The sequence below is a fragment of the Rhodococcus sp. T7 genome (genome assembly GCF_009872365.1).
Taxonomy (GTDB): Bacteria; Actinomycetota; Actinomycetes; order Mycobacteriales; family Mycobacteriaceae; genus Rhodococcus_F.
Window position 1 is genome coordinate 1 of sequence record NZ_WXYH01000015.1, and the last position, 25,836, is coordinate 25,836.

Annotated in this window: 27 protein-coding genes; 7 read left to right on the forward strand and 20 right to left on the reverse strand. The window is 68.4% G+C overall.

Translation table 11 applies throughout. The features are described 5' to 3' along the window. A partial coding sequence (locus tag MLGJGCBP_RS51350; protein WP_236580882.1) for a hypothetical protein occupies positions 1-197 on the forward strand: 197 nt, incomplete at its 5' end. A gap of 417 nt (positions 198-614) precedes the next feature. Here the strand turns inward: MLGJGCBP_RS51350 and tyrS are convergent. Next, positions 615-1,892, reverse strand: a complete 1,278-nt coding sequence (gene tyrS / locus MLGJGCBP_RS02200) for a tyrosine--tRNA ligase (protein ID WP_160093888.1) — start codon at positions 1,890-1,892, stop codon at positions 615-617. 8 nt (positions 1,893-1,900) lie between these two features. After that, entirely contained in the window at positions 1,901-2,572 is a 672-nt protein-coding gene (locus MLGJGCBP_RS02205; protein ID WP_160093889.1) for a DNA-3-methyladenine glycosylase, read from the reverse strand. Positions 2,573-2,611: 39 nt separating this feature from the next. Between MLGJGCBP_RS02205 and MLGJGCBP_RS02210 the strand changes: the two genes are divergently transcribed. Genes MLGJGCBP_RS02210 through MLGJGCBP_RS02220 form a run of 3 tightly spaced genes read left to right on the forward strand, consistent with a single transcriptional unit; the run spans position 2,612 to position 4,721 of the window. Then, a complete protein-coding gene (locus MLGJGCBP_RS02210; RefSeq protein ID WP_160093890.1) occupies positions 2,612-3,343 on the forward strand; it encodes an ABC transporter ATP-binding protein in 732 nt (243 codons plus the stop codon). Continuing rightward, positions 3,343-4,098, forward strand: coding sequence for an ABC transporter permease (locus MLGJGCBP_RS02215; protein WP_124394378.1), 756 nt, complete (start codon positions 3,343-3,345; stop codon positions 4,096-4,098). The genes MLGJGCBP_RS02210 and MLGJGCBP_RS02215 overlap by 1 nt, the downstream gene beginning before the upstream one ends. Next, a complete protein-coding gene (locus MLGJGCBP_RS02220) occupies positions 4,095-4,721 on the forward strand; it encodes a TetR/AcrR family transcriptional regulator (RefSeq protein ID WP_160093891.1) in 627 nt (208 codons plus the stop codon). Before MLGJGCBP_RS02215 ends, MLGJGCBP_RS02220 begins: the two co-directional genes overlap by 4 nt. Here MLGJGCBP_RS02220 and MLGJGCBP_RS02225 read toward each other — a convergent pair whose 3' ends face one another. The 17 genes from MLGJGCBP_RS02225 to infC all read right to left on the reverse strand — a co-directional run bounded on the left by MLGJGCBP_RS02225 (position 4,722) and on the right by infC (position 23,071). Then, positions 4,722-4,934, reverse strand: coding sequence for a Trm112 family protein (locus MLGJGCBP_RS02225; RefSeq protein WP_160093892.1), 213 nt, complete (start codon positions 4,932-4,934; stop codon positions 4,722-4,724). 38 nt (positions 4,935-4,972) lie between these two features. Beyond that, complete coding sequence (locus MLGJGCBP_RS02230; RefSeq protein WP_236580883.1) at positions 4,973-7,933, reverse strand: acyl-CoA synthetase; 2,961 nt, start codon at positions 7,931-7,933, stop codon at positions 4,973-4,975. A gap of 135 nt (positions 7,934-8,068) precedes the next feature. Then, positions 8,069-9,517, reverse strand: coding sequence for an argininosuccinate lyase (gene argH, locus MLGJGCBP_RS02235; protein ID WP_087556358.1), 1,449 nt, complete (start codon positions 9,515-9,517; stop codon positions 8,069-8,071). 2 nt (positions 9,518-9,519) lie between these two features. Continuing rightward, positions 9,520-10,719, reverse strand: a complete 1,200-nt coding sequence (locus MLGJGCBP_RS02240) for an argininosuccinate synthase (RefSeq protein WP_160093894.1) — start codon at positions 10,717-10,719, stop codon at positions 9,520-9,522. A gap of 47 nt (positions 10,720-10,766) precedes the next feature. Next, on the reverse strand, positions 10,767-11,285 hold the full coding sequence (locus MLGJGCBP_RS02245; RefSeq protein ID WP_201452935.1) for an arginine repressor: 519 nt from the start codon (positions 11,283-11,285) through the stop codon (positions 10,767-10,769). Beyond that, a complete protein-coding gene (gene argF / locus MLGJGCBP_RS02250) occupies positions 11,249-12,196 on the reverse strand; it encodes an ornithine carbamoyltransferase (protein ID WP_160093896.1) in 948 nt (315 codons plus the stop codon). Before argF ends, MLGJGCBP_RS02245 begins: the two co-directional genes overlap by 37 nt. After that, entirely contained in the window at positions 12,193-13,392 is a 1,200-nt protein-coding gene (locus tag MLGJGCBP_RS02255) for an acetylornithine transaminase (RefSeq protein ID WP_160093897.1), read from the reverse strand. Before MLGJGCBP_RS02255 ends, argF begins: the two co-directional genes overlap by 4 nt. Then, positions 13,389-14,315: an acetylglutamate kinase gene (gene argB / locus MLGJGCBP_RS02260; protein WP_160093898.1), complete on the reverse strand. Its 927-nt coding sequence runs from the start codon at positions 14,313-14,315 to the stop codon at positions 13,389-13,391. Before argB ends, MLGJGCBP_RS02255 begins: the two co-directional genes overlap by 4 nt. After that, on the reverse strand, positions 14,312-15,556 hold the full coding sequence (gene argJ / locus MLGJGCBP_RS02265) for a bifunctional glutamate N-acetyltransferase/amino-acid acetyltransferase ArgJ (RefSeq protein ID WP_160093899.1): 1,245 nt from the start codon (positions 15,554-15,556) through the stop codon (positions 14,312-14,314). The genes argB and argJ overlap by 4 nt, the downstream gene beginning before the upstream one ends. After that, positions 15,553-16,608 carry an N-acetyl-gamma-glutamyl-phosphate reductase gene (gene argC / locus MLGJGCBP_RS02270; protein WP_160093900.1) on the reverse strand — a complete coding sequence of 352 codons (1,056 nt, stop codon included), beginning with the start codon at positions 16,606-16,608 and terminating at the stop codon, positions 15,553-15,555. The genes argJ and argC overlap by 4 nt, the downstream gene beginning before the upstream one ends. Before the next feature lie 68 nt (positions 16,609-16,676). Further along, entirely contained in the window at positions 16,677-17,075 is a 399-nt protein-coding gene (locus MLGJGCBP_RS02275) for a hypothetical protein (protein ID WP_087556350.1), read from the reverse strand. Between the two features lie 44 nt (positions 17,076-17,119). After that, positions 17,120-19,606 (reverse strand): phenylalanine--tRNA ligase subunit beta, encoded by a 2,487-nt coding sequence (gene pheT / locus MLGJGCBP_RS02280; RefSeq protein WP_087556349.1) that lies wholly within the window; start codon positions 19,604-19,606, stop codon positions 17,120-17,122. 67 nt (positions 19,607-19,673) lie between these two features. Then, on the reverse strand, positions 19,674-20,759 hold the full coding sequence (gene pheS / locus MLGJGCBP_RS02285; RefSeq protein WP_179220143.1) for a phenylalanine--tRNA ligase subunit alpha: 1,086 nt from the start codon (positions 20,757-20,759) through the stop codon (positions 19,674-19,676). A gap of 94 nt (positions 20,760-20,853) precedes the next feature. After that, entirely contained in the window at positions 20,854-21,663 is an 810-nt protein-coding gene (locus tag MLGJGCBP_RS02290) for a TrmH family RNA methyltransferase (protein WP_160093901.1), read from the reverse strand. Between the two features lie 53 nt (positions 21,664-21,716). Next, positions 21,717-22,106: a 50S ribosomal protein L20 gene (gene rplT, locus MLGJGCBP_RS02295; RefSeq protein WP_005247385.1), complete on the reverse strand. Its 390-nt coding sequence runs from the start codon at positions 22,104-22,106 to the stop codon at positions 21,717-21,719. Positions 22,107-22,170: 64 nt separating this feature from the next. Continuing rightward, positions 22,171-22,365, reverse strand: a complete 195-nt coding sequence (gene rpmI / locus MLGJGCBP_RS02300; RefSeq protein WP_005247390.1) for a 50S ribosomal protein L35 — start codon at positions 22,363-22,365, stop codon at positions 22,171-22,173. Positions 22,366-22,423: 58 nt separating this feature from the next. Next, positions 22,424-23,071, reverse strand: coding sequence for a translation initiation factor IF-3 (gene infC, locus MLGJGCBP_RS02305; RefSeq protein WP_072949281.1), 648 nt, complete (start codon positions 23,069-23,071; stop codon positions 22,424-22,426). A gap of 401 nt (positions 23,072-23,472) precedes the next feature. Between infC and MLGJGCBP_RS02310 the strand changes: the two genes are divergently transcribed. Next, complete coding sequence (locus tag MLGJGCBP_RS02310; RefSeq protein ID WP_201452936.1) at positions 23,473-23,856, forward strand: DUF1844 domain-containing protein; 384 nt, start codon at positions 23,473-23,475, stop codon at positions 23,854-23,856. Between the two features lie 19 nt (positions 23,857-23,875). Continuing rightward, positions 23,876-24,289 (forward strand): DUF1801 domain-containing protein, encoded by a 414-nt coding sequence (locus MLGJGCBP_RS02315; protein WP_160093902.1) that lies wholly within the window; start codon positions 23,876-23,878, stop codon positions 24,287-24,289. A gap of 6 nt (positions 24,290-24,295) precedes the next feature. On the opposite strand, the gene MLGJGCBP_RS02320 is transcribed toward MLGJGCBP_RS02315, so the two are convergent. After that, positions 24,296-24,997, reverse strand: a complete 702-nt coding sequence (locus MLGJGCBP_RS02320) for a helix-turn-helix transcriptional regulator (protein ID WP_160093903.1) — start codon at positions 24,995-24,997, stop codon at positions 24,296-24,298. 120 nt (positions 24,998-25,117) lie between these two features. Between MLGJGCBP_RS02320 and MLGJGCBP_RS02325 the strand changes: the two genes are divergently transcribed. Then, positions 25,118-25,836, forward strand: a 719-nt coding sequence (locus MLGJGCBP_RS02325) for an alpha/beta fold hydrolase (protein WP_160093904.1), incomplete at its 3' end; no start/stop codon positions are given.

The window sequence follows — 25,836 nt, forward strand, 5'->3', positions numbered from 1 at the left end:
CTCCGTTGAAGACTCAAGATTGGCCGGCAGAACCGGCAATCAGTCATAGACATCGAGTCAAATCACTAGCAAAAAAAACTCAAACTAGCTTCAATCAAACACTGACCCCCCATCCGACGGAAGAAGGAAGGGAAGCCAGCAAAATACCCACACCACACACGCCAACCAAACCCCAAGAGGCGGTTGAACATTCGTGATGTGGAGTACCAAAAACATTTGGCACTGACATTCATCGACACACTGTTGAGTTCTCAAAGAACACGCGCACACCATCACCACTGACACACTCGCCAGCCGCTCCGGGGCAACCGTTCCAACTTATCTCCTGTCACGTCCCGGCGCAAACCGGGGCGATCAAGACATCTCGAAAGCATCGAACCAAGTTCGGTATTCTCGGGAAGATCAGGCGCCTGCGTCCAACCTCGTGCCCCCGGCCTCTCGGTCGGGGTTGGTGTCCGTGTCGCTCTGACCTGGAATAAGTTACGCGAATGAAAACGGAGCGTCAAATCCCCTGGTCACAGGCATCCGGTATGTGAAATCCGCTGGTGACCCGCGCTGCGCGCGGGTCACCGGACGGAGCCGGTCCGAATTACGCCGCTGTGACCCGCCGCACGCTAGTTCGACAGCACTTTGACGCCGGCGAAGTTGCGCTTTCCGCGCCGAACCACGAGCCACGTCCCGTGCAGCAGATCACCCGATTCGGGAGTCCAGTCCTCACTGGCGATCTTCTGGTTGTTGACGGAGGCGCCGCCTTCCTTCACGGCGCGACGGGCCGCACCCTTGCTCTCGCACAAGCCGCTGAGAACGAGAAGGTCGACGATGCTGGAGGGCTCGCCCGGCGCGAGTTCTGCGACGGACGCCTCCCGGAGGGCAGCGCCGAGCGTCGGCTCGTCCAGGTCCTGCAGTTCCGCCCGGCCGAACAGTGCCTGGCTCGCGAGCTCCACGGCACGGGTGTTGGCTGCGCCGTGCACGAGTGTCGTCATCTCGGCGGCGAGCCGGCGCTGGGCCTCGCGGGCATGCGGCCGCTCGGCGGTCGCCGTCTCCAGTTCCGCCAGCTCCTCGGCGGTGAGGAACGTGAACCACCGCAGGTACTTGATCACGTCGGCGTCGCCGGTGTTCACGAAGTACTGGTACCACGCGTAGGGGCTCGTCATCTCCGGGTCGAGCCACAGGCTTCCGCCTCCGGTCGACTTTCCGAACTTTTTGCCGTCCGCCGACGTGACCAGCGGGACGGTCAGACCGTGCACCGATTCGGCGTCGACGCGCCGGTTCAGCTCGACGCCGGCGATGATGTTGCCCCACTGATCGGATCCGCCGACCTGCAGCGAGCAGCCGTGGCTGCGTCGCAGGTGCAGGTAGTCGTTGGCCTGGAGCAGCATGTAGCTGAATTCGGTGTAGGACATGCCGTCGGTTTCGAGGCGGCGCTTCACGGTGTCTCGCGCGAGCATGACGTTGACGGAGAAGTGCTTGCCCACGTCGCGGAGGAAGTCGATGGCCGACAGCTTGCCGGTCCAGTTCATGTTGTTCTCGATGACGGCGCCGCTCGGCGAGTCGTCGAACTCGACGAACCGTTCGAGCTGCCCGCGGATCCGATCGGCCCACTCCGCCACGGTGTCCGCGGAGTTCATCGTGCGTTCGCCGACGTCACGAGGGTCGCCGATCAGCCCGGTGGCGCCACCGGCCAGCACGATGGGCCGGTTGCCCGCGCGCTGGAATCGCTTCAGCGCGAGCAGGGGCACGAGGTGGCCGGCGTGCAAACTCGGTCCGGTCGGATCGAAACCGGCATAGAGGGTGACCGGTCCGGCGTCGAGATCACGACGCAGTGCGTCCAGATCGGTTGATTGGGCAATGAGCCCGCGCCAGGTCAGTTCATCGATGATGTTCTCAGTCACGGTTCCGATCATCCCATCCGCTCGTCGGCGGGCATCGCACGCGGGCTTCTCCGGTACGCGGACACGGCCGGCGACTCCGGAATCCAGAAGCGCCACGGGCGGTCGGCGGCCGTGCTGACCCCGACCCGGGGACCGCTCACCCAGCCGTCCGACTCCGCGACCTCCAACCGAACGGGCGACTCGGCGTCGAACAGTGCCGCACCGTTCTCGGCGAGGGTGACGCCGGTCGCGGACCCCAGGTTGCCGGGACCGCGCGCCCAGTCAGCCGGTCTCGCGACGCGGGACCTGCGGGCCTGGACCGTCGCGGACCCGTCGAGCACTTCGCCGGCACGCAGCAGCACCCCGCCCGCGGTGCCGACCGGGCCGTAGGACACGTTCATGCAGAAGTGCATCCCATAGCTGCGGTAGACGTACAGGTGCCCGGCCGGGCCGAACATCACCTCGTTGCGCGGGGTCCTCCCCCGGTACGAGTGCGAAGCCGGGTCGGGCCAGGGCCCGTCCTTCTCCCCGCCATACGCCTCCACCTCGACGATGCGGATGCGGACGTCGCCGACGATCAGCGTGGATCCGAGGACGATGCGCGCGGCATCCACTGGTTCTGCCCGGTCGAGTCGATCGATGGTCACGTCCCGATTCTCCACAACCGTTGACGGCACCACCCCGACGGTCACATAATTCATCACACAGTGAATTCACCCAGTGATGAATTGAGGCCCGCCATGACCGGCAGCGCAGCGATCGACATCCGTGATCTGCACGTGCGCAGAGGCAGGAACGAAGTGCTGCACGGCATCGACGTCCAGGTGCCGAGCGGATCCATCACCGGCCTCCTCGGACCCTCCGGATGCGGAAAGACCACGCTGATGCGGTGCGTGGTCGGCACTCAAATCGTGGAAACCGGGACGGTCACCGTGCTGGGATCCCCCGCAGGCTCGGTCTCGTTGCGAAGCCGGGTCGGATACGTCACCCAGTCCCCCAGCGTGTACGCCGACCTCACGGTCAAGAAGAACGTCGCCTACTTCGCCGCGCTCTACGGTCAGCCGTCGAGCGCGGTCACCGAAGCCGTCGACGCGGTGGGGCTGACCCGCTTCGCCACCCAGAAGGCGGCCGATCTGTCGGGCGGACAGCTGGGCCGGGTCAGCCTCGCCTGCGCACTCGTAGCGCGCCCCGAGATCCTCGTCCTCGACGAACCCACCGTCGGTCTGGACCCACTCCTGCGCGTCGAACTCTGGGAGCGGTTCGAGGAACTCGCCGCCGCCGGAACCACCCTGTTGGTGTCGAGCCACGTCATGGACGAGGCCGAACACTGCGCGTCGCTCCTGCTCATGCGGGACGGCTACGTTCTCGCGCAGGTCTCCCCCGGCGGGCTCCGGGAACAGACCGGCGAGACGAGCCTCGAAGACGCCTTCCTGAACCTCATCCGCTCATCACATGTCGGGAGTGAGAACTGATGAACGTCACGATCTTCGCGGCCACGGCGGGCCGGATCCTCGCGCAACTGCGGACGGATCACCGCACCGTCGCCATGATTCTGGTGGTGCCCAGCCTGCTGATGGTGCTGCTGTACTTCCTGTATCAGAACGTTCCGGCACCGCCCGGTCAGCAATCGCTGTTCGAGCGCGTCGCGATCACGATGCTGGGCATCCTGCCGTTCGTCGTGATGTTCCTCGTCACGTCGATCGCGATGCAACGCGAACGGACGTCCGGCACCCTCGAACGCCTGCTCACGACACCGATGGGCAAGCTCGACCTGCTCGGCGGCTACGCGGCGGCGTTCTCCACGGCCGCTGCGGCGCAGGCAGCGCTGGCGTGTGCGGTGGCATTCGGATTCCTCGGCCTCACCACCGAGGGCAGCGTGACGTGGGTGCTGCTGATCGCCGTGCTGAACGCGATCCTCGGCGTTGCCCTCGGTCTGCTGTGCAGCGCGTTCGCGCGCACCGAATTCCAGGCGGTGCAGTTCATGCCGGTGGTCGTGGTTCCCCAGCTCTTCCTGTGCGGTCTCCTCGTTCCGCGGGATCAGCTCCCCACCTGGCTGGAGTGGATCAGCAACGTCCTCCCGCTGAGCTACGCCGTCGAAGCGTTGCAGCAGGTCGCCACCCACCCCGGGGCGACGGGCCTCATGTGGCGCGACCTCGCGGTGGTCGCGGCGTTCGCCCTGCTCGCACTGTCGCTGGGCGCCGCAACACTGAGACGCCGCACACCATGACCGACCCCGCGACACGCACGGACGGCGCCCCCGGGCTACGGACCGGACGACGCCCGGGCAACCCGGACACCCGGTCGCGAATCCTGACTGCCGCCCGAAAACTGTTTGCACAGAACGGCTTCGACAAGACCAGCGTCCGTTCCGTGGCCACCGAAGCAGGCGTCGACTCCGCCCTGGTCCACCACTACTTCGGAACCAAGCGACAACTGTTCCTCGCGTCGGTGGACATTCCGGTGGATCCGACGAAGGTCATCGCGCCGGTGCTCGACACCCCGCCGGACGAGATCGGCAGCCGCCTCGCCCGGGCCGTGTTCTCCGTCTGGGAATCGCCGCACAAGCCCGCCGTGGTCGCGGCGTTCCGGTCCGCGATGGCGGGGAACGAACCGACTCTCATCCGCATGTTCCTCCTCGAGGTCGTGCTCCGGGACCTCGGACCGCGCGTCGACGAACCACCCGGAACCGGGATGCTGCGCATGCAACTGGTGGCATCACAGATGGCCGGTGTCCTGGTGACGCGGTACGTCCTCGAATTCGAGCCACTTGCGTCGCTGCCCGTCGACGACCTGGTCGCGATCGTCGCGCCGACGTTGCAGCGCTACCTCACCGGCGATCTGCCGGTGTGATCAGGCCTCGCCGGACGCCCGGGAGAGCAGCGTCTCGTGCTCGTCCGCGTCGACGTCCCGGGCCTCGTCGATCAGCAGGACGGGGATCCCGTTCTCGATGGGATACGCCCGCCGAAGGCGAGGGTTGTAGAGCAACTCGTCTCCGACCAACAGCAGAGGACCCTTGTCCTGTGGGCACGCGAGAATGCCGAGCAACGTCGGATCAATAACCACGGAAGTCCTCTCCAACCGTTCGGGTGAGCAGTGTCAGGCTACCGCGCGCCGGCGGGCACCCCGGCCGAGCCGTCCTGGAACTCGGCGGCCACCGCCTTGGTCAGCCGCCGGTACTGGTGCGATTCCGGATCGGCGTACCACACACGGGTTCCCGGCTTGGGCAGGCCGGCAGCGCTCAGGGCATCGGCGTTCGGGCGGTACGAGGACCCCAGCGGGATGTCCTCCACCACCTGGATGACGTCGGGCCGCAGCGCGGGAGCGAGCGCATCGAGCGCGTCGGAGATCTCCGCCAGCCTCGGCGGACGCCCGTCGCGGAGCGTCAACGCGGCAACGGCCAGCGTGCGGCCGCCGACCTCCACCCCGTAGGCCACCGCGAGATCGACATGATCGACAGACCCGAGCGCGTCGACGATCGGCTGGGTGAACACCGCGCCCCGGGGAGTCGCGATCACGGTCTTCCTGTGGTCGACGAGCCAGTAGTCGCCGTCGGCGTCGCGGCGGAAGAGGTTCTCCGTCGGAATCCACGCGTCGCCCGCGGCGAAGATTCCGCGCATCGCGCCGCCGGACATCTCGGCGTGTACGCCCGCCTTGCCGAGGAGCAGACCGACCTCGTCGTCCTCGCATTCGCGGATGAATCCCTGCTCGTCCTCCAGCAACCGGCCGGCGATCGGGTCGTAGGCCGCGAGCCGCACCTCGGCGCTGCCCGGCAGGGGCCGCCCCTTCGCCCCGACCTTCGCGCCTGCGACGTTCGCGAGAACCACGTCACCCTCCGTGGACGCGTAGAACTCGAGGACCTTCGCCGGTGCGAACCGTTCCGTCGTGCGGCGCCACAACCCCTGCGGCATCCCGGATCCGATGAAGAGCCGGACGGGATGACTTCCGTCGAGCGCGAGGTTCTCGGCGTCGAGGATCTCGCGCATCATCGTCCACGTGTAACTGACCACCGTCACGCCGTAGCGGTGGACCTCCTCGGCAAACCGCTCGGGGTCGAGTCCGCGCGAGAGCGCGATCCGGGATCCCCCGGCCACGGCGCCACCGATCGCGGCGAGCAGGCTCGACGAATGATGCAGAGGCGCAAGGCAATACACGGTATCGCCGCGGTCGAGATCGGCGGCCGAGGCCGTGCCGAACGCCGACAGCGCCCACCGGTAGTTCGTGATCTGCTTGGTCTCCCAGTGCCCGTTGGACTCACTGCAGATGATGAACGCCAACTCGCGGGCCAGGCCGGGATCGGGCCGGTACCAGCCCGGCAACGTCACCGCGTCGGGGTCGATCTTCTCGAGATCGACGACGTTCGCCGACGGATCCACGTCGAGATCGCGCTGGGCGCCGCCGCCGAGCACGAGGACCTGCATGCCGGTCGCGATCGCGGCGTCCAGATTCTCCGGGTCGGTGACGATGCGCTCGACACCGTCGATGCGGAGGGCGGTGTGAACTTCCCGCCCCGGGGGCAGCAGGACCGCGACGGCACCGAGACGGGACAGCGCGACGATGGCGGCGAGCGCGCTCGGGCGCGTCTGCATCACGACGCCGACGTGAGCGGCGGGACGGACACCGGCCTGGATCAGACCGCGGACCACGTTGTCGATCCGCTGGTTGACCGCCTCGTAGGTGTGCACGCGATTGTCGAAGAGGAAGCACTCGCCGCCCGGCGCCTTTCGACGCTGCTCGGCCAGCAACCGGCTGAGCGAGATCTGCGTGTGCGGCTGAATCTGGCCGAGCCGAGCCAGCCGGGGCAGCGCCCGCGTGGCCTCGCCGGACAATTCCACCGTGCCGCGCAACGCGCCGGACGCGAAGTCGCTGATCCCCTTGCCGACACCGACACCGACCTCGGCGACCGACGCCACGGTGTGAATGATGCGGTCGCTGATGGACACTCCGGATTCGCTACCGAAATGCTCGTCGTAGCGCATGAGCTCGATGTTGGTGGGGCGCGGCCCCTGCCCCTCGTTCCACAGCACCCACTTGCCGGTCGTGGGCCACGTGTGGGTCGCCGCGGCCGAGCCGACGACGAGACCGAAATGCCCTGCTCGCAACGTCGATTCGTACACGTTCGCGCGTGGGGCGGCCCGGCGGATGCCGCGGACGGCCAACGGCTGACCGATGTCGTCGACCTCCCCCACGAACGCGAGGACGGGGCAGGTCAACTCCGCGAGCGACACCACCTGGTCCTTGATCACGAACCCGCCGGTCATCATGCGGTTGTGCACGATGAACTGCTTGAGCAACTCGGCGACGGCCGGGCCGGACCACGCGACCCAGCCCTCGGTCGCCAGGAACCGTCGCTGCTGCTCCCGCGGCAACAGCGCTTCCCTGTCGTGCAACTGACGGAGGAAATCCAACCTCGACTTCAGTGTCTTGACGGGGTCGAGGAGCTGAAACCCGGTGCGGGCCATCCACCCCGACACCGCGAGCCGGTTGAAGACGTGGTCCGCGAGGAAGCCCGCGGCGTCGGTGGCGAAGCCTGCCGGGATCCCGAACGGCAACCCGGCGAGCGTGTCGACCGGGCTGCCGAACGTCACGAGTCCGGCGATGTTGCGGCTGCGGCGATACGCGGCGGCCTGGTAGGCGAACATGCCGCCCTGCGAATATCCGGAGAGGTAGACGTCACGACCGGTGTGCGACCGCACCTGGTCGATGATCTCGCTGATCGCGACGATGTGGTCGGCGAGATTCCGATCCCAGCCGCCCTCTTCGGAATCCGGCGATCCGAAGTCGACGACCCAGGGGTCGATCCCCATCGAGCGCAGGATGCCGACCGCACCCTGGTCCCGTGTCACGTCGTAGACGTCGGCCGACATCATCATCGGCGGGACCAGGACGATCGGGGGTCCGGCTTCGGCCGGGTCCGTGTCGGGGAAATACCGTCGGAGCCGATACATCGGTGCGCGCTCGACCACCTCGAACGGCGATGTGGTGAGGTCCGTCTCGAGTCCGCCGAGACGAACCACCTCCAACCCGTTTTGCGCCGTCGCCACCACGCGACGGATCGGGCCCATCACCGTTTCGGTATTCAGTCCCACGAACACTCTCCAGACTCTCGAACCGTGACGCACGTCTCGCTGCCGCCCGCCCTCACCCTACTGCGCTCGACGCGTCACTCTGCCCCTAATCCGGGGCGTCCGACGCCGGTGTCATCGACACCACTCGCGCAGCGTCTCGGACAGCCGACGGACCCCGCCCAACTGTTCGGCCACACGGATACCGGCCGTACCGCCGCGGGCGTTACGCGAGGCGATCGAGCCCTCGACGGTGAGCACCTCCCGCACGTCCGGGGTGAGAGCCGGGTCGACGCCGGCGAGTTCTTCGTCGGTGAGATCCTCGAGTCCGGCGCCCCGCGCCTCGGCGACGCGGACACACGCCCCCGCGGCCTCGTGCGCGACGCGGAACGGGACGCCCTGACGGACGAGCCACTCGGCGATGTCGGTGGCCAGCGTGAACCCCGCCGGTGCGAGTTCTGCCATTCGATCCGTGTGGAATTCGAGAGTGGAGACCAGTCCGGTGATCGCCGGGAGCAGCAACTCGAGCTGCGCCACCGAGTCGAAGACCGGCTCCTTGTCCTCCTGCAGATCCCGGTTGTACGCGAGCGGCTGCGCCTTCAGCGTCGCCAGAAGCCCGGTCAGGTTGCCGATCAGCCGGCCCGACTTGCCACGGGTCAGCTCGGACACGTCGGGGTTCTTCTTCTGCGGCATGATCGACGAGCCCGTCGACCAGGCGTCGGCGAGCGTGATGTAGCCGAATTCCGGAGTGCTCCACAGGATGACCTCCTCGGCCATCCGCGAGAGGTCGACGCCGATCATCGCGAGCACGAACGCCGCCTCGGCCGCGAAATCCCGCGACGAGGTGGCGTCGATCGAGTTCTCCGCCGACGAATCGAATGCGAGTTCCGCGGCGATCGCCTCCGGATCGAGCCCGAGCGACGAGCCGGCCAGCGCCCCGGAACCGTACGGCGACACGGCCGCCCGCACGTCGAAGTCCCGCAGCCGCTGAACGTCACGGAGCAACGGGTGCGTGTGCGCCAGCAGGTGGTGCGCGAGCAGCACCGGCTGCGCGGCCTGCAGGTGGGTCTTGCCCGGCATCACCGCGGACGGGTGCGCCGCCGCCTGAGTCGCGAGGGCGTCGACGACGTCGAGGACACCGTCGGCGACGCGGCGGACCGCGTCCCGCAGCCACATCCGGAACAGCGTCGCCACCTGATCGTTGCGCGAACGCCCGGCGCGTAGGCGTCCCCCGACCTCCGGACCGACCCGATCGATCAGACCGCGTTCGAGCGCCCCGTGCACGTCCTCGTCGGATTCGCTGGGGACGAACTCGCCGCTCGCGACGTCGGCCGCGAGCCTGCCAAGACCGTCGAGCATCGTCGCCAGGTCGTCGTCACCGAGCAGGCCGGCCTTGTGCAGCACCCGGGCGTGCGCCTGGGATGCACGCACGTCGTACGGGGCCAGCACCCAGTCGAAGTGGGTGGACTTGCTCAGCGCCGCCATGGCGGCGGCCGGTCCGGACTCGAACCGGCCGCCCCACAGCGCGCCGGTCACGGTCGCACCCTGACGGGGGGCTCCTTCGTTGGTGCCGTGGGCGCTCATACCTAGAGGCCCAGATCGCGCTTCGCCGCGACCTTCGAGGACAGTCCGTGGATCTGCACGAATCCCTTGGCGTACGACTGATCGAACGTGTCGCCCTCGTCGTAGGTGGCCAGGTTGAAGTCGTACAGCGACTGGTTGCTGCGGCGGCCGTTGACGATGATCGCACCGCCGTGCAGCACCAGCCGGATGTCGCCGGAGACGCGTTCCTGGGTCTTCTCGATGAACGTGTCCAGCGCGACCTTCAGCGGGGAGAACCACAGGCCGTCGTACACCAGCTCGCTCCAGCGCTGCTCGGTCTGACGCTTGTAGCGACCCAGCTCGCGTTCCTGCGTGACGTGCTCGAGTTCCTGGTGCGCGTTGATGAGCACCATGGCACCGGGAGCCTCGTAGATCTCCCGGCTCTTGATGCCGACGAGACGGTCCTCGACGACGTCGAGGCGGCCGACGCCCTGGGCGCCCGCGCGGCGGTTGAGCTCCTGGATGGCCTCGAGGACACTGACCGGCCTGCCGTCGATCGCGACGGGGCGTCCCGCCTCGAAGCTGATGATCAGCTCGTCCGGGGCCTGCCAGTTGACGGTCGGGTCCTGCGTGTAGTCGTAGACGTCCTTGGTCGGCGCGTTCCACAGGTCCTCGAGGAACCCGGTCTCCACGGCGCGGCCCCACACGTTCTGGTCGATCGAGAACGGCGACTTCTTGGAGACGTTGATCGGGATCTCGTTCTCCTCGGCGAACGCGATCGCCTTCTCCCGGGTCCATGCGTAGTCGCGGACCGGAGCGATGACGTCGAGGTCGGGAGCGAGCGATCCGAAGCCCACCTCGAACCGGACCTGGTCGTTGCCCTTGCCGGTGCAGCCGTGCGCGACCGTGGTTCCGCCGTAGGCACGCGCGGCCTCGACGAGGTGCTTGACGATCAGCGGGCGGCTGATGGCCGATACGAGCGGGTAGCGGTCCATGTAGAGGGCGTTGGCCTGGATGGTCGGCAGGCAGTATTCGTCGGCGAATTCGTCGCGCGCATCCACCACGACCGATTCGACCGCACCGCAGTCGAGTGCACGCTGGCGCACGACCTCCATGTCCTCGCCGCCCTGGCCGAGATCGATGGCGACAGCAACAACTTCCTTGCCGGTCTCCTTGCCGATCCAGCTGATGGCGACTGAGGTGTCCAGCCCGCCCGAGTAGGCGAGTACGACGCGATCGGCCATGGTCCTTGTGCTCCTTAGGTTGAAGATCTGTAGAGATGATTCAGTTGTCAGGCGAGGGATTCGATCCTGGCCGCGAGTTCCGCCCCGCTCAGCGGCTCGCGTGCCACCACGAGAACGGTGTCATCCCCCGCGATGGTTCCCACGACGTCAGGTAATGATGCCCGATCGAGTGCACTCGCCAGATAGTGCGCTGCCCCCGGGGGGGTTCTCAGCACCGCCATGTTGCCACTGGCATCGGTCGACACCAGTAGCTCCCCCAGCAACCGCGACAGCCGGTCGGTTCCGCCGGACACGCCGCGGACGGGATTTCCGTCCTCGGGCACCACGTACACCCCGGCGCCGCCGTCTGCGGCACGGAGTTTCACGGCGCCGAGTTCTTCGAGGTCGCGCGACAGCGTCGCCTGGGTGGCGTCGATGCCTTCGGCCGCGAGCAGCGCCGCGAGTTCGGTCTGGCTGCGGACCGGGTTGTTCGACAGGATCGCGATGATGCGCGCCTGCCGTCCCGCCCGGGTCGGTGCCGTGGCCGCATTCACGGACGGTGTCCGGTTCGTTGCGCGAGCAGCCACACCAGCAGTGCCTTCTGCGCGTGCAGGCGGTTCTCGGCCTCGTCCCAGACGACGCTCTGCGGTCCGTCGAGGACGGCGTCGGTGATCTCCTCGCCGCGGTGGGCGGGCAGGCAGTGCAGGACCACCGCATCGGCGGCCGCCTTCGCGAGCAGCGCCTCGTTGATCTGGAAGGGGCGGAACGGTCCGACCCGGTCCAGTCCGTCGTTCTCCTGGCCCATCGACGTCCAGGTGTCGGTGACGAGTGCGTCCGCGCCGACGACCGCCGCCTGCGGATCCTCGGTGAGGGTGATGGTCGCGCCGGTGTCGGCAGCCCGCGCGCGGGCTGCATCGACCACCCAGGGCAGGGGTGCGAATCCCTCGGGGCCGGCGATGGTCACGTCGACGCCTGCGGTCACACCGCCCAGCATCAGCGAGTGCGCCATGTTGTTGGCGCCGTCGCCGAGGTAGGTGAGTTTCAGGCCCTTCAGCGAGCCTTTCCGCTCCGCGAGGGTCTGGAGGTCGGCCAGCACCTGGCACGGGTGGAACTCGTCGGACAGGGCGTTGACGATCGGGACGTCGGCGCCGGACGCCATCGCCTCGAGCCGCTTCTGCCCGAACGTGCGCCACACCACGGCGTCGACGTACCGCGAGAGGACGCGGCCGGTGTCCTGCAACGTTTCCTCGCGGCCGAGCTGGGTGCTGCGCCCGTCGACGACGATCGCGTGACCGCCGAGTTGTGCGATGCCCATCTCGAACGAGAACCGGGTGCGCGTGGAGTTCTTCTCGAAGATCACGCCGACCCCGCGGGGGCCCTCGAGCGGACGCTCGGCGTACGGGGCTTTCTTCAGCCTGGCGGCGAGCTCGAGGACCTCTGCCTGCTGTTCGGGGGTGAGGTCGTCGTCCCGGAGAAAGTGTTTCACCACGGTCGTCACTGCTTTCCCGGCTGAGCGGCCGATTGCGCGTCGTCGAGGATCGCGGGCAGCGCCGCGACGAAACCTTCGGCCTGTTCGTCCGTGAGGACGAGAGGCGGAGCGAGCCGGACGACGCCCGGCTGCGCGGCGTTGATCAGGTATCCGGCCTCGCGGGCGGAGTTCTCCACCGCGGGGGCCACGTCCTGGGTGAGGACGATGCCGAGCAGCAACCCGGCGCCGCGAACGTGGTCGATCAGCGGGTGGCCGAGACCCTCGATGCCCGCCGACAGCGTCTTGCCGAGCGTGTCGGCGCGGGAGATGAGGTCGTCCTCGGCGATGGTCCGCAGCACGGCGAGCGCCGCCGCCGCACAGGCGGGGTTCCCGCCGAACGTCGTGCCGTGCTTGCCCGGCCCGAACAGGTCCGCGGTCGCGCCGGTGGCGATGCACGCGCCGATCGGCATCCCGCCACCGAGACCCTTCGCGAGAGTCATGACGTCAGGCACGATCCCGACCGCCTGGTGGGCGTAGAACCAGCCGGTGCGGCCGATACCGGTCTGCACTTCGTCGAGTACGAGCAGGGCGCCGCGATCGGCGGTGATCTGCCGTGCGCCCACGAGGTATCCCTCCGGCGGAACGACGACTCCGCCCTCGCCCATCATCGGCTCCAGGAACACGGCTGCGGTGTCGGCGTCGACGGCGCGATCGAGTGCGTCGAGGTCGCCGTACGGCACGTGCTCGACACCCGGGGGCATCGGCTCGAACGGCGCCCGCTTGGCGGCCTGCCCGGTGAGCGCGAGAGCGCCCATCGTGCGGCCGTGGAACGAGTTCTCCGCCGCGATGATCTTCGACCGTCCCGTGGCCCGCGCGAGCTTGAACGCCGCCTCGTTGGCCTCGGCGCCGGAATTGCAGAAGAAGACACGTCCGGGAGCACCCAGATGGGACAGCAACTTCTCGGCCAGTTCGATCGCCGGTTCACTGGCGTACAGGTTCGACACGTGCCCGAGGGTCGACAACTGCGCCGTGACGGCCTCGATGATCGCCGGGTGTGCGTGCCCGAGAATGTTGACGGCGATGCCGGCGAGGAAGTCGACGTACTCCTTGCCGTCGGCGTCGGTGAGCACCGCACCCTGACCGCGCGCGAGTGCCACCCGGGGGACGCCGTACGTGTTCATCAGGGAGCCGGACCAGCGCTGCTGGAGTTCCGGGGTTCCGGTCATGAGGCAACTCCCTCGGTAGGTGAAGTCGGGGCGGGCGTGACCATCGTGCCGATGCCCTCGCCGGTGAACAGTTCGAGCAGAACGGAATGCGCGAGGCGGCCGTCGATGACGTGCGCGGTGGGTACCCCGCCGCGGACCGCGCGCAGGCAGGCTTCCATCTTGGGCACCATGCCGGCGTCCAGACTCGGCAGCAGTTGCGCGAGCGCGTCCACGTCGATCTCGGTGGCCAGCGAATCGCGGTCCGGCCAGTTCGTGTACAGCCCTTCGACATCCGTGAGGACCACGAGCTTCTCGGCACCGATGGCCTCGGCGAGCGCGGCGGCGGCGGTGTCCGCGTTGATGTTGTGCACCACACCGTCCGAGTCGGGGGCGATGGTGGACACCACGGGAATTCGGCCCGCGCGAATGAGGTCGAGAACGGCCTCCGGGTTCACGGTCGTGACGTCGCCGACGAGTCCGATGTCCGTGGGCCTGCCCTCGACCATCACGGTGCGCTTGGTGGCGGTGAACAGATGTGCGTCCTCGCCGGAGATCCCGACGGCGTACGGGCCGTGGGCGTTGATCAGCCCGACCAGTTCGCGGCCGACCTGCCCGAACAGCACCATCCGGACGACGTCCATCACCTCGGGGGTGGTGACGCGGAACCCGCCCTTGAATTCCCCTGTCATGCCGAGCTTTCCGAGCATGGCGTTGATCTGGGGGCCGCCGCCGTGCACGACGACCGGCTGAATTCCGACCGTCCGCAGGAACGCCATGTCGGCGGCGAACGCCGTCTTCAGTGCGTCGTCGACCATGGCATTGCCGCCGTACTTCACGACGACGACCTTGTCGCGGAACTGCTGCAGCCACGGCAGCGCCTCCGCCAGGACGTGTGCCTTCTGGTGATCGGTGATGCCGGTGAGCGCTTCGCTGGCCGCTGTCATGACGAATACGCCGAGTTCTCTTCGACATAGGCGTGCGAGAGGTCGGTGGTCCGGATGGTCACCGCGTGCTCGCCGAGACCGAGGTCGATGTCGAGGGCGATGTCGATGTCGCTCAGGTCCACGTCCCGCGCACCCGGGGCGCCGACGCCGTCGATGCAGACGGGGGCGCCGTTGAACGACACCGAGATCTTGTCGGGGTCCAGTTCGATCGGCGCGATGCCGATCGCGGCGAGGACACGGCCCCAGTTGGGGTCGGAGCCGAACAGCGCCGTCTTGACGAGGCTGTCACGTGCCACCGTCCGGGCCCCGATCAGCGCGTCGTGCTCGCTGACCGCGCCGGTGACGGTGACTCGCACCCGTTTGGTGACGCCCTCCGCGTCGGCCATCATCTGATCGGCCAGGTCGTCGCAGACGGCCGTCACGGCCGCGTTCAGTTCGTCCTGGGTGGGTGTCACGTTGCTCGCGCCGGACGCGAGCAGCAGCACGGTGTCGTTGGTCGAGGTGGCGCCGTCGACATCCAGCCGGTCGAACGTCACCCGGGTGGCGGCCCGCAGCGCGGCGTCGAGTTGGGCGGCGGTCGCGACGGCGTCGGTCGTCACCACGCACAGCATCGTCGCCAGCGCCGGTGCCAGCATGCCGGCGCCCTTCGCCATCCCGCCCACGTTCCACTTGCCCGCATGATGCAGGGCGGCCTGCTTCGGCACCGTGTCGGTGGTCATGATCGCGTACGCGGCGTCGGTGCCGCCCGAGATTCCGCCCGCGAGTTCGTGGACGGCCTCCGTGACGCCGGTCAGGACCTTGTCCATGGGCAGGCGGTCGCCGATCAGACCGGTCGAACACACCGCGACCTCGACGGCACCGGTCTCGGTGCCCCAGTTACTCAGCGCCGACGCCACTTCCTCGGCCGTCTTGTGCGCGTCCTGGAATCCGCCCGCACCCGTGCACGCGTTGGCGCCACCCGAATTGAGCACGACGGCGCGCAGCCTGCCAGTGGTGAGTACCTGCTGCGACCACAGCACCGGGGCGGCCTTCACCTTGTTCGCCGTGAAGACGCCTGCCGCCGCGAGTTCCGGTCCCTCGTTGAGCACGAGGGCCAGGTCGGCGTTACCGCTCGCCTTGATGCCCGCCTTGATCCCGGACGCGCGGAAACCCGCGGGCCCCGACACTCCCTGGCTGCGGACGAGCGTGCCGCCGGCGACTTCCCGGGCCGGGTGCGGATCGATCGTGCTGTCACTGCTCACGGGGCAACTCCCACTGTCGAGAGACCGGCGGTCTCGGGTAGTCCAAGCGCAAGATTCATCGATTGCACCGCTCCCCCGGCGGTGCCCTTCGCAAGGTTGTCGATCACCGCGACCACGACGATCTGGCCGGCGTCGGCGTCGACCGTCACCGCGATCTGGACCGCGTTCGATCCGATGACCGCCCCGGTCTGCGGCAGCACGCCCCGGGGCAGCACGTGCACGAACGGCTCGTCCGCGTATGCCTTTTCGTAGATCGCGCGCACCTCGTCCTCGGTCGCCGTGGTGACCGCGGTGCAGGTCGCGAGGATGCCGCGTGGCATGGGCGCGAGCACGGGGGTGAACGACACGGTGACGCGCTCACCGGCGAGTTCGGAGAGATTCTGGATGATCTCCGGGGTGTGGCGGTGCACGCCGCCGACGCCGTACGCGCGGACCGAACCCATCACCTCGGAGCCGAGCAGATCGGCCTTGGGGGCACGTCCCGCGCCGGACGCGCCGGTGACCGCGACGATCGTGACCCTCGGTTCGACGATGCCCGCCGCGACCGCGGGAGCCATCGCCAGGCTCGACACCGTCGGGAAGCACCCGGGGACGGCAATGCGGGTGGCGCCCGCCAACTTCTCGCGCGCACCGGGGAGTTCCGGAAGTCCGTACGGCCAACTGCCTGCGTGCGGGCTCCTGTAGTACCGCTCCCAGTCCTCGGCGTTCGTCAGCCGGAAGTCGGCGCCGCAGTCGATGATGACCGTGGACTCGGGCAGGTCCTTCGCGTACTGCGCCGAATTGCCGTGCGGCAGACCGAGGAACACCACGTCGTGACCGGAGAGCGTATCGAGGGTGGTGTCTTCCAGCACTCGGTCGGCGAGGGGAAGCAGGTGCGGATGGTGCGAGCCGAGGGTCGAGCCGGCGTTGCCGCCGGCGGTGAGCGCGCCGATGACGAGCGAACCGTCCGCATACGACGGGTGCCCCAGCAGCAGACGCAGCACTTCGCCACCGGCGTATCCGCTCGCGCCGGCGACGGCAATCCTGATCGGTTTTCCCGCGTGCTCAGTCATACGATTGATTATGCATCATCATGCAAGCTAATACACAACGTGGTCTCCCAGCGGGACGGGAACCGCGGTCACTGCTTGCCGAGCGACCGCCGGATCTCGTCGAGTTTGGCCTTACCCGCCTTCTCCCGCTTCTCCCACGCGTCCTCCAGCGACTGCCCCGACGGGCTGTCGTGCGCGAGTTCGGAGGAGCCCATCGCAGTCCCGAACCGTCCCTCGATCCGCTCGCGCACGCGGTCGAACGTCGGGACGCCACCCGGGGTGTAGTCGGGTTCCGGCACACCCGGTCCGACGTGATGCACGACCTCCGCCGTCACCGGATCCTCCGCCGGAATCGCCGCACCCACGTCCACGGCCGCAAGCAGCGCGCCGAGACCCGGACGTCCGGCGGCCACCGCGCGCACGACCTCGACGAATTCGGCGTCGGTCAACTGACTCGCCGCCGCCACGACGTCGCGCACCTCGGTCATCGCACTGCTCCTCACCGTCCCGGGCCCTCCACCCAGGCTACGGGTCAGCTGCGCAGTTCGGCACCCACCGCAGCGGACGCCGCGGCGACCGCAGCGTCGCGGGCTGCGCTCGCCTCGTCCTCGGTCAGCGTGCGGTCGGCGCCCCGGAATCGCAGCGCGAACGCCAGCGACTTCCGGCCCTCCCCGACCTGCTCACCCTCGAACACGTCGAACAACCGGATGTCCTCGAGGAGTTCGCCGCCCCCCGACCGCAGGGCGGCCTGGACCTCGGCGGCGGGAACCGTGGTGTCGACGACGACCGCCACGTCCTGAAGGACCGCGGGGAAGGGTGAGACCTTCGGCGCGGGCAGATTCTCCACCAGTGGCAGGGCGCTCAGATCGATCTCCACGGCACTCGTCCGCGGGGGGAGCCCGGCGCGCTCGAGCACTGCGGGATGCAACTCGCCGGCGTGCCCGACGACGACGCCGTCCACGAGAAGTTCCGCGCCGCGGCCCGGGTGCCACGGCAGGTACTGCGTCGCGCGGAACTCCAGCTCGACACCGGCCGCGGCGGCCACCGTCCGGGCTGCGGCGAACGCGTCGGTGGCGTCGGCCGCGCGTCCCGCGCCCCACGGACCACTCGGCTCACGCTGTCCGGTGAGCACCGCCGCCACGTGCACGGGCTGATCCGGCAGCGACTGCAGCAACGCCGTGATCTGTTCGTCGGTCGGACGCCGGTCCACCGGGAGCGCCGCGACCGGCTTCGTGTCTGCGCCGGGCAGCACGACCTGCGCGATGCCGAAGAGCGACAGGTCGCGCTGGCCGCGGGAGACGTTGCGGGCGAGGACCTCGAGCAGTCCGGGCAGCAACGTGGTGGCCAGTTCGGGCCGATCCGATTCGAGCGGATTGAGCACCCGGCCGGTGTTCCTGCGCGGATCTTCCGGATCCAGCCCCCAGGTGTCGAAGACGGCGGTGGGCAGGAAGACGGGAGGAAGGATCTCGACGTACCCCGAGAACGCCAGGGCGCGGCCGACGGCCCGCTTGCGGCGCTGCGTCGGCGTCAACCCACGACCCGCGGGGGCCGCGGGCAGCACCGACGGAATCTTTTCGAGACCCTCGAGGCGCAGCACTTCCTCCACCAGATCGGCGGGCTGCACCAGGTCGGGGCGCCACGACGGCGGGGCCGCGACGAGCTGGCCGTGACCGCTGTCGCTGACACCGACCTCGACGGTGCAGCCGATCTGCGTCAGGCGGCGCGCCGAGGTGCCGGTGGGGTACTCGACGCCCGCGACGCGGTCTGGGAGGTCGATGTCCATGTGGATGGGCTGGTGCGGGGTGACCTCACCGATGTCGGTGAGCGCCGACTCGACCCGCCCGCCGGCGATGTCGACGAGCAGCGCGGCCGCCCGGTCCAGTGCCGCGACGGGGATCTCGGGATCGACGACGCGCTCGAAACGCTTGCCCGCCTCGCTCGTCAGCTTGTGCCTGCGCGCGGTCTTGAATACCGCGAGCGGATCCCATGTGGCCGCCTCGAGCAGGATGTCGGTGGTTCCCGGGCCGACCTCGGTGGACGCGCCACCCATGATTCCTGCCAACGACAGGACTCCCGAATCGTCGGCGATCACAACGTCCTCGGGGTCGAGGACGCGTTCGGTCTCGTCGAGAGTCGTCAGCTTCTCCCCCGCCACCGCGCGGCGCACGACGAGTTCGCCGCTGATCTTCGCGGCGTCGAACGCGTGCAGCGGCTGGCCCAGTTCGAGCAGAACGTAGTTGGTGACGTCGACGGCCGGCGAGATCGGGCGGACACCCGACAGCAGCAACCGGCGCTGCAGCCACCACGGGCTGACCGCGTTCGGATCGATACCGGTCACCCGGCGGGCGGCGAAACGCGTCGCCTTCGACTCGGGTTCGACGCGGATCGGCCAGGCTTCCCCGTCCGCAGGAGACGGCGGCACTGCCGCGGGGTCGGCGAAGTCCAGGTCGAACCCGCACGCCAGTTCGCGGGTGAGCCCGCGAACGGAGAAGCAGTAACCGCGGTCCGGGGTGATGTTGAGTTCGATGACCGTGTCGTGCAGACCCATCAACTCGTTCGCGTCCGCGCCCGGAAGCGCGGTGCCCGGCTCGAGGACGAGGATGCCCGAGTGGTCCTTGCCTATGCCCAGTTCGGCCACCGAGCAGATCATCCCGTCGGAGACCTGCCCGTACGTCTTGCGGGAGGCGATGGCGAAACCACCGGGAAGGACCGCACCGGGCAGGGCAACCACCACGAGGTCGCCTTCGGCGAAGTTCCGGGCGCCGCACACGATGCCCTGCGGCTCGGCCGCCCCCACATCCACCTTGCAGAAGCGGATCGGCTTCTTGAATTCGGTGAGCTCGGTGATCTCGAGAACCTTGCCGACCACGAGGGGGCCGTCGACGGGCTCGAGCCGGTCGACTTCCTCGACCTCGAGCCCGACCCGGACGAAACCTGCGTCGAGTTCCTCGGCGGTGACGTCCCAGTCCGGGGTGGCACGCTGCAGGATCTCGGTCAGCCAGGATTGCGCTACTCGCACGTCTGCTCAGCTCTCTCGTTCGTGAAAATGTCGTGACTGTGGTGGGCGGGATCCGGGTGACGCGGGGTCAGCCCTGGACACCGAAGGGCAGCGTGAAACGCACGTCGCCCTCGACGATGTCGCGCATGTCCGGGATCCCGTTCCGGAACTGGAGTGTGCGCTCGAGGCCCATCCCGAACGCGAACCCGGTGTACACGTCGGGGTCGATTCCGGAGGCGCGCAGCACATTCGGGTTGACCATGCCGCAGCCGCCCCACTCGACCCAGCCCGCGCCGCCCTTCTTGTTCGGGAACCACACGTCCACCTCGGCGGACGGTTCCGTGAACGGGAAGTAGTTCGGGCGCATCCGGGTGCGGGTGTCGGGACCGAACAGTGCGCGGGCGAACGCGTCGAGTGTGCCGCGCAGATGTGCCATGGTGAGGCCCTTGTCGACCGCGAGCCCCTCCACCTGGGAGAAGACGGGGGTGTGTGTCGCGTCGAGTTCGTCGGTGCGGAACGTTCGTCCGGGGCACACCACGTAGATCGGCACCTCGCGCGAGAGCATCGTGCGCACCTGCACCGGCGACGTGTGCGTGCGGAGCACCTGTCGCGAACCCTCCGGCGCGATGTGGAACGTGTCCTGCATCGTCCGCGCGGGGTGATCGGGCAGGAAGTTCAGGGCATCGAAGTTGAAGTGCTCGGTCTCCACCTCCGGCCCCTCGGCGACCTCCCAGCCCATGGCCACGAACACGTCCTCGACCTGCTCGGAGATGATGCTGATCGGGTGGCGGGCACCCACCGGCTGGCGCTGCGACGGCAGCGTCACGTCGATGGCCTCGGCCACGAGAACGGCGGCGTCGCGCTCGGCGAGCAGCACCGCGCGGCGCTCGTCGAACGCCGCACTGATCCGGGTGCGGGCGACATTCACGCGCTTGCCCGCGTCGGCCTTCTCCTTGCCCGGAAGGGCTCCCAGTCCGCGGCGGGCGAGGGCGATCGGCGACTTGTCGCCCATGTGCTCGACCTTGGCCTTCGCCAGGTCGTCGAGATCCGCCACCGACGAGAATGCCTTCTCGGCGCTCTCCGCCGCCGCAGTCAGGGCGTCCTCGGTGAGCGCACTCGCATCGACCGCGCCGCCTTCGCCCCCCGTGGAGGCAGCGCCCTCTTTTTTAGCCACGACCGGTGCCACTCCTTAAGTTCTTTCAGTCAACACTCACGACGAAACCGAAACAGCTCGCCGTCAAATCCTATGCGATCCGATTTTCGCCGTTTCAGCTGTCGGTTCGCTTGCGGGTCTGAACCCGCGCGCTCGAATACAGGCAGATCGACGCCGCCGTCGCCAGGTTGAGGCTCTCGGCTCGACCGTGGATCGGGATCCGCACCCGATGGTCCGCTCGCGCCGCGGTGGCCGCGTCGAGGCCGTGGGCCTCGTTGCCGAACAACCACGCCGTGGGGCGGGCCAGGAGTTCGTCGGCGTCGTCCAGATCGACTTCGCCGTCCGCCGCCGTGGCGAGCAACTGAATGCCCGCCGCGCTGATGCTGTCGAGAACCGCGGCCGTGTCCCGTTCACGCACCACCGGAAGGTGGAAGAGACTTCCCGCGGACGCCCGGACACATTTTCCGTTGTGCGGGTCGACACTGTCGCCGGCGAGAATCGCCGCGTCCGCACCCACCGCGTCCGCGACCCTGATGACGGCGCCGGCGTTGCCCGGCTCCGCGACCGCGACCGGAACCGCGAGCAGACGCGTTTTGGGGCCCACCGCCTCGGCCAGCGGAACGTCGAGGAGATCGCACACCGCGACGAGACCCGGCGGGGTCACCGTGTCGCTGAGCGCCCGGACCGCCCGGTCCGTCACCAGCGACGTGCGGACACCCGTGGCGTGCGCCCGGTCGATCAGCGTCGAGTACCGCTGCTCCGCGTCCGCGGTGTAGAACAGGTCGTGCACCGGGTGGGTGGCGAGGGCCTCGCCGACGGAGTTCTCCCCCTCCACCAGGAAGCGCCCGACCTTGCGGCGTTCCGCGGTGCGCAGCAGCTTGACAGCAGAAACGACCCGTGGGGTGCGCTCGGTGAGCGGGTCCACGGGTCGTTTCCGAGGCTCGAAAGGCCGGGGCTCGAACGGCCCGGGTACGAGACTCAGGCTGCTTCTCCGGCCGGAGCGTTCACGTCAGCCGGGAGAGCCGCCTTGGCGAGGGCCACGAGGCCGGCGAATGCGGCGGCGTCGGACACGGCCAGCTCGGCGAGGTTCTTGCGGTCGACCTCGATCTCGGCCAGACGCAGACCCTGGATCAGGCGGTTGTACGTGATGTCGTTCGCCCGTGCAGCGGCGTTGATACGCGTGATCCACAGCTTGCGGAAGTCGCCCTTGCGCGCACGGCGGTCACGGTAGGCGTAGGTCAGCGAGTGGAGCTGCTGTTCCTTGGCCTTGCGGTACAGGCGCGAGCGCTGTCCGCGGTAGCCGCTGGAGGCTTCGAGAATCGAACGACGCTTCTTCTGGGCGTTTACCGCCCTCTTTACGCGTGCCACTGAAAAATCCTGTCAATCTTGGGGCGGTGAGCTGCCCCGGGTGGTCAGTAAAAGGGGTGTCGACTCAGATGTCGAGCAGGCGCTTGATGCGAGGAGTGTCAGCCTTGCTGACGACAGCCACGCCATCGAGGCGACGGGTCACCTTGGTGGCCTTGTGCTCGAGCAGGTGGCGGCGACCGGCCTTCTGGCGCAGGATCTTTCCGCTGCCGGACACCTTGAATCGCTTCGCGGTGCCGCTGTGGGTCTTCGACTTGGGCATGGAGTCCTCAGTTCTTTGGTATCCGGACCGTGATCCGGGTCGTGCTGGTGTAGTCGGACTAGCTGGTCGGCGCTTCGCCGGGCGTAGTACCGCCCGCCTGCTCCGCAGGTGTCGCCGGAGCCTGTGCCGGAGCGGGAGTTGCCCGCTGCGCCGGCGGCGCGGCGGCGCTCTCCTGCGCCTTGACACGGGTCTTCGCGCCCTTGTGCGGAGCGAGCACCATCGTCATGTTTCGACCGTCCTGCTTGGCGGACGTCTCCACGAACCCGAGATCCGCGACGTCTGCACCGAGACGCTGCAGCAGCCGGAAACCGAGCTCCGGACGCGACTGCTCACGTCCGCGGAACATGATCGTGACCTTGACCTTGGATCCGGCCTCGAGGAAGCGCACGACGTTGCGCTTCTTGGTCTCGTAGTCGTGATCGTCGATCTTGGGGCGGAGCTTCTGCTCCTTGATGACCGTGAGCTGCTGGTTCTTGCGCGACTCACGAGCCTTCTGCGCGGCCTCGTACTTGAACTTGCCGTAGTCCATGATCTTGCAGACCGGCGGGCGAGCGTCGGGGGCCACCTCGACCAGGTCGAGATCGGCCTCGAGGGCCAAGCGGAGTGCATCTTCAACACGCACGATGCCAACCTGTTCACCTCCGGGTCCGACGAGGCGGACCTCGGGAACTCGGATGCGATCGTTGATGCGGGTCTCAGTGCTGATGGGGCCTCCTAGGTTGAACGGTCTTGTCTCGAGACCGCCAGCAGCCCGTACGCCCGGATTCCCAACAAAAAAGCCCCGCTGCGGTGAATGACTCTCACCATGCGGGGCCCGATGTCGACCGATCAGACGAACTCACGGCTCACGCCGCTCCCTCATCTCCTCACACTCGAGGAACTCGAACCGAGTAACCTCGGACCGAGCGACCGGACCACTGAGCTGCAGTTTTACCTGCCGCGCAGAGGTGGGAGTCGGACTCCACTTGCTGCCCCCGACAAATCCGAAGGCGGTCGTTGCACCAAGAGTAACATTTGCGCACGTCGTGAGCTAATCGATACCGGGACGTTGCGCCCCACGGCCACCTGGCCGCCAGGTCACCGGCCGCTGGTGGAATCCTCTAGGGCATGACTGACAACATCGATGACACCCCGAACGACGGCACCGTGAGCGGCGGTGACCAGAATACCGACGTCCGGGAACTGGCCGACGTTCCCTCGGTCGAGGTCATCAGCCGCGCCGCGGTCATGCTCATGAGTTCGGCAGCCGAGAAACTCGGCCTGTCCGACGCCGACCCCGACTCCAGCCCCCACCGCGACCTCGACGAGGCCCGGCGGGTCATCACCGCCCTCGCCGGCCTGGTGACCGCGTCCATCGAGTACCTCGGACCGCACGCGGGGCCGATCCGCGAAGGCCTGCAGGCGCTGCAGCGCGCGTTCCGCGAAGCGTCGTCGCACCCGGACGAGCCCGGCAAGGGTCCGGGTGAGAAGTACACCGGCCCCGTGCACTGAGAGACGGCAGGGTACTGAGATGGCGAGCCGCAACAAGACCGAGCAGACGTCGGCCGGTGTCGACGAGTTCCTCGCGACGATCGCGGACCCGGTGAAGCGCGCCGACAGCGCACGACTGGTGGAACTGCTCACCGCCGCGACGGGTGAGCCCGCCGCGATGTGGGGAACCAGCATCGTCGGATTCGGCTCCCGCCACTACCGGTACGCCAGCGGCCACGCGGGCAACACCGCCCTGATCGGATTCTCGCCGCGCGCGGCGGCGCTCACCCTGTATCTCTCCCTCGACTTCACCGAGCACGAGGCCGAACTCGCGGCGCTCGGCAAGCACAAGGTCGGCAAGGGCTGCCTCTACGTCAAGAAGCTCGCCGACGTCGACGAGTCGGTTCTCGTCTCGCTGATGAACCGATCGGTGGCGGCCGCCCGCGCGCTCTGATCGCCCTCACCGGTCGAACACGGTGCGCGCGTCGGCGGGCGGTTCGCCGAAGAGGTCCGGATCGCGCGGGACGAACGACCGGGCGGTGAGGGTGGCGTCGGAGACGCGATCCAACCGGAACCAGCGCACACCCGCCCGGCTCAGGCACCACGCGACGAGGAACCACGACCCACGCGTGTGCGCCAGAAGGTGCGGTTCGACGACCCGCTCGGTACGGTCGCCGTCCCGGTCGACGTACCGCAGGGACACCATCAGTTCGCGCCGCAATCCGTCTTCGACGACGCGGCGGATGCTGGGTTCCGCGCTGCCTCCGGTGTTGTCTCGCCGGATCCACACCTTCGCACCGAGGTGCTCCACCCGCTCCCTCGACTCCGCGTCCATCACGTCGAGCAGCTTGGCGAGCGCGGCCCGGCCGTCCGTCGCGAACGGCGCATCACGGAAGGCCGTGAGGGCGAGCGCCACCGAAACCGCCTGAGCGGGAGTGAAATTCACCGGCGGCAGCATGCCGTTCCCGATGATCCCGTATCCCCCACCCGGTCCGGCGGTCGCCCGGATCGCGGCGCCCGAGGACTGCAGTACGGCGATGTCCCGCTTGATCGTGCGAGGCGTCACCTCGAACTGCGCCGCCAACTGCTCCGCGGTCCGGCCCCGGTCACCCGCGCGGCGCAGTTCTTCCGTCAGGGCGTGGAGGCGGGCTGGACGGTCCATGAGGGCAGTCTGCCGAACGTCCGCGGCAAAGTCCCGATTCTGATCGGGCCGGTTCCGTTATGCGACTGTGACGAATACGATGACACGCTGGTGTCACCGTTGCGGGTTCACTCTTGTCTCATGACTCGGACAAGCGAAGTACGCGGCAGCACAGGCACCCACATCATTCTGGTCCCCGGATTCTGGCTCGGCGCTTGGGCCTGGGAGGCAGTGGAATCCGGCCTGACCCGCCAGGGACATCACGTCACTGCGGTGACGTTGCCCGGACTCGACTCCACCGGCAGCGACCGCGGCGGCGTCCGGCTGGACGACCACGTCGCCGCGATTGCGGAGGTAGTCGCGAACACACCGTCGTCGGAACGGGCGGTGGTCGTCGCGCACAGCGGTGCGGGGCCGGTGGCGTACGCGGCGAGCGATCGGGTGCCCGACCGAGTGGCCCGCATCGTCTACGTCGACTCGGGACCATTGCAGAGCGGCACCGCGCTGCGCGACGATCTCGATCCGGCGGTCGTCGAGATTCCGTTGCCGTCCTGGTCCGAACTCGAGGCCGAAGGCAGCAGTCTCGACGGACTCGACGACGACATGCTCGAGACGTTCCGCGACCGGGCGGTGCCGATGCCGGCCGGACCGGCGAGGGACACGGTCGAACTCGCCGACAGCAGGCGACTGGACGTGCCGACCACGGTGATCTGCACCAGTTTTCCTTCGGAGGTCATCCAGCAGATGGCCGCGGCGGGTCATCCGATGGCGGCCGAACTCGCGCAGATCGCGAAGGTCGACTACGTCGATCTGCCGACAGGGCACTGGCCGATGTGGTCGCGGCCCGCAGACCTCGCGAC